The 3,670-nt window shown below is 66.6% G+C and carries 3 protein-coding genes and 1 pseudogene; 1 reads left to right on the top strand and 3 read right to left on the bottom strand.

The genetic code is table 11. From position 1 onward, the window contains the following. The 3 genes and pseudogenes from QZV72_RS13905 to QZV72_RS13895 form a co-directional block, all read right to left on the bottom strand. Positions 1-338: pseudogene (locus QZV72_RS13905) on the bottom strand (hypothetical protein); the annotation flags it as partial. Positions 339-406: 68 nt separating this feature from the next. Next, positions 407-1,588, bottom strand: a complete 1,182-nt coding sequence (locus tag QZV72_RS13900) for an acyl-CoA dehydrogenase family protein (protein WP_297009261.1) — start codon at positions 1,586-1,588, stop codon at positions 407-409. Positions 1,589-1,600: 12 nt separating this feature from the next. After that, positions 1,601-2,767, bottom strand: a complete 1,167-nt coding sequence (locus QZV72_RS13895; RefSeq protein ID WP_297009260.1) for an acyl-CoA dehydrogenase family protein — start codon at positions 2,765-2,767, stop codon at positions 1,601-1,603. A gap of 273 nt (positions 2,768-3,040) precedes the next feature. On the opposite strand from QZV72_RS13895, the gene QZV72_RS13890 reads away from it, so the two are divergent. Next, positions 3,041-3,670 (top strand): flotillin family protein (locus QZV72_RS13890; protein ID WP_297009258.1); only part of this gene is annotated, 630 nt, incomplete at its 3' end.

Genomic DNA, 3,670 nt, shown 5'->3' with positions numbered 1-3,670 from the left:
GTGAACCCGGCCGGGGCGTCGTCGGGCCCCAGGATCGCGGTGGCGGGGTCCACCACGGTGGCGTCGGCCACCTCACCGCCGCCGGAGGAGGCGCCGTTCTCCTCCGCGTGCCCCGCGCCCGGGGCGGGAGCGGCTGAGGTGTCGGCGTCGGCCGGGGCCGTCGTGGTGGATCCGGCGCTCGCCGAGGTCGAGGAGTCTGCGGCAGGGTCCTCTGCCGAGTCATCGGAACAGGCACTCAGCGCCGTTCCCGCGCCCAGCAGGAGGGTCAACGCCACTCCCGCAACGATCCTGTGTGAGTACCTGCCTCTGGTCATACCTGCTCCGGGATTCGACGACATGTGCCCGTCCATCATGGCACACGTTGTACCGGACGTCGTCGCGGACGCAGGTCAGGGGGTGATAGCAATCAGGGAACCAGGGCGTTGTCAAGCAGGGCGCTGGGAGAGCTTTCCGGGGAGGAGGAGGTGACACCCTCGCTGCGGGTTCCCAGCTCGCCGCCGTAGATCTGTCGGAAACCCGTGAGTGCCGCCGCATAGTGGCTGATCGCCGCCTCGTAGGTCACGCCTATGCCGCCGTGCAGCTGGACAGCCTCTTCGGCGATCGTGCGCGCCTGGCCCAGCAGGAAGTTGTGGGAATCCAGGGCGGTCCGGGTGAGCTCGTCGAGGTCTCCGGTGGACAGGGTGTCGACTGTACCGGGGAATGCCTCAGCCACCGCGGTGGCCCACAGTGACATCGACCGGGCGAGTTCGACATCGGAGTACATCTGCGCGGCACGCTGGGTGAGCGCCTGGAAGCGATTCAGGGTGACGCCGAACTGCTTGCGTACCTTGAGGTACTCCACGGTGGTCGTCAACGCGGTCTCCATGAGACCGACAGCACGCCCGCCCTGGGCGATACGGCCCAGCGCGGTGGCACGACGCAGGGCAGCGTCGACCGCTGCGGCATCTGCGACGCTACCGAGCGGTTCCGCCGGAGCTCCGTCGAAGGTGACGGTACCCGAACGGACCCACTCGGCGTCGCGGTGGACTTCGACGGAGACACCGTCGGCGTCCGCAGCTACGAGGAAGACACCCGGGGTACCGTCGGCGACCGCTGTGACGAGGAAGGCGTCCGCGAGGTCGGCGAGAACGACGGCCCGCTTGGTGCCGGTGAGCCGTGCGTCGACGACCGTGGCGGTGCGGCGGGACCCCCATCCGGTGCCGGACTCCGCATGGGCGAGCGGGACGATGACTTCGCCGGCGGAGATGCGGGCCAGCCACTCCGCCTTCTGTTCGTCGGTCCCGAGGTCGGCGATGATCCAGCCGGGGACGTACGCTGCGTCGGTCAGCGGCTCCGGCGCTGCGAGGGTTCCCAGGGTGTACGTGGTGGCCCAGACCTCCGCGATACCTGCTCCGGCGCCGTCGTATTCTTCGGCGACCGGCAGGGCGGTCAACCCCGTCTCGGCGGCCCGCGTCCAGACGTCGCGCCGGAACTCGAGGGCGACCTCGGGGGCGGCGCCTCCGGCGGTGGGGGCCCCGTCGGCGGTGGAGAAGATTTCGCGGACGCTGCCCGCCAGCATCTGCTGTTCGTCGTTGAGTGAAAGATCCATTGTCCTGACCTCCTAGAGTCCGAGAATGCCCTTGGCGATGACGTTGAGCTGCACTTCGTTGCTACCACCGTAGATGGAGAACTTGCGGTGGTTGAGGTACTCGGCGACGGCGTCCCCGACGAAGGCTCCGTCATCAGGTGCGGCACCGGTGATCTCCACGGCGTCGGACCCCAGGGCGGTGACCGCGAGATCGTCGAGTTCCTGGAGGATACGGGATCCCTCGATCTTGAGCAGGGAGGACAGCGGCGAGGGCTTGCCTCCCTCGCTGGCTGCGGTGACACGCAGCATGGTGGCTTCGAGAGCGGTGAGCCGCAGCTTGACTCCGTAGAGCCGACGCCGGAACTCCGGGTCGTCGATGACTGTGTGCCCGCCGACCTCCTGCTCGCCGGCGAGGGAGACCAGGGTGGTGTACATGCGTTGGGCGGTGCCGACCTGGGCCATACCGTTGCGCTCGTTTCCGAGCAGGTACTTGGCGTAGGTCCAACCCTTGTTCTCCTCACCGACGAGGTTCTCCGCCGGGACGCGGACGTCGGTGAAGAAGAACTCATTGACCTCGACGGACCCGTCGATGAGCCGGATCGGGCGGCGTTCGATACCCGGGGTGTCCAGGTCGACGAGGAGGAAGGAGATGCCTTTCTGCGGCCTGTCGGCGGCAGGATCCGTGCGCACGAGCAGGAACATCCACTCGCCGTACTGTCCGAGAGTGGTCCAGGTCTTCTGACCGTTGACGACGTAGTGGTCACCGTCCCGAACCGCGGTGGTTTTCAGACCGGCGAGGTCGGAACCGGCGCCGGGCTCGGAGAAGCCCTGGGACCACCAGATGTCGAGGTTGGCGGTTCTGGCGAGGAACCTCTCCTTCTGATCGTCGTTGCCGAAGGCGGCGATGACCGGGCCCACCATGCCGACGTTGAAGGGCAACGGCTCAGGGATCCCCGAACGCTGTAGCTCGTTGGTGTAGATGTGCGCCTGGGTGGGGGTCCAGTCCTGTCCACCATGCTCGACGGGCCAGTGCGGGACGGCGACGCCGTGCCGGTTGAGCACCTGCTGGGAATCGACGATGTCCTGGCGGGTGACCTGCCCGGCGCGGTTGCGGTCGCGGATCTCCTCCGGTACCTCCCGGAAGATGGCGCGGAGACGGTCGCGGAACGCGATCTCCTCCGGGGTGAGCTCCAGATTCATCCGTGTTTCTCCTCACATTATCGGACGACAGGTGCACTGTGTCACTGTCATCGGGTTCACCGCGACCTTACCCGTTGGTCAACGAAGACAGCACAGTGCCCGTTGAATTGCACGTCACTTACCCCCGCTTGGGCAGGATTCGCTGGGTGAACAGGGGAAAGTCGGGCCCCTCCGGCAAAACAACGAAACTGATAGCCTTACTTCACAGTGTTCCACTCCACCCATCCCGTCCCCCGTACCCGGTGTGGGCGCCGACACGAAGAGAGAAGCCCCATGCTCTACGATGTTCCGAAGCCCACCGAGGCGATTCTGATCAGCGGAGGTTTCGGCCACCGTAGTCCGGACAACCCCTACCGCATCGTCGTCGGTGGCGGCGCATGGTCGGTCCCCATCCTCCACCGGGTGCAGCGGTTCTACATCGGCGCAAACACCGTACAGGTGAGGGTGGCGGCACCCTCCGCGCAGAATGTCGAGGTCGCTGTCGAAGCCACGGTCGTTTTCCGCGTCCGCCCGGACAAGAACCACATCACCCGCGCCGCGTCCAGGTTCGAGGGCAGCGACCGCAAGGAGGTGCTGCGGGCCGCCTACGACATTTTCGGCGGCGAGACCCGTGCGATGATCGGGCAGATGACTGTCGAGGAGATGATCTCCGACCGGATGAGGCTGGCGTCCGATGTCCTCACCAATGCGGAACCGAAAATGGCGGAACTGGGTTGGGGTATCGATTCTTTCCAGATCAGCTCCATCACGGACGACAACAACTACATCCGGTCCCTCTCCGCGCCGGAACTCGCGCGCGTCGAGCGGGAGGCCGCGGTCGCCGAGGCACGCCGGGACGCCGAGATCGAGAATGAGCGGCAGAAGGCTAACCGGCTGAAGTCCGAGTACCAGCGGGACACCGAC

The sequence above is a fragment of the uncultured Corynebacterium sp. genome, from assembly GCF_902782855.1.
In the GTDB taxonomy this organism is placed as follows: Bacteria; Actinomycetota; Actinomycetes; order Mycobacteriales; family Mycobacteriaceae; genus Corynebacterium.
The sequence above is the reverse complement of the archived record's forward strand: the minus strand, read 5'-3'. Positions and strand labels throughout refer to the sequence as shown.

Bases quoted from the DNA above. Each gene is read 5' to 3' on its own strand.
- QZV72_RS13900 (WP_297009261.1), bottom strand. From the start codon at position 1,588: ATGGATCTTTCACTCAACGACGAACAGCAGATGCTGGCGGGCAGCGTC.
- QZV72_RS13895 (WP_297009260.1), bottom strand. From the start codon at position 2,767: ATGAATCTGGAGCTCACCCCGGAGGAGATCGCGTTCCGCGACCGTCTC.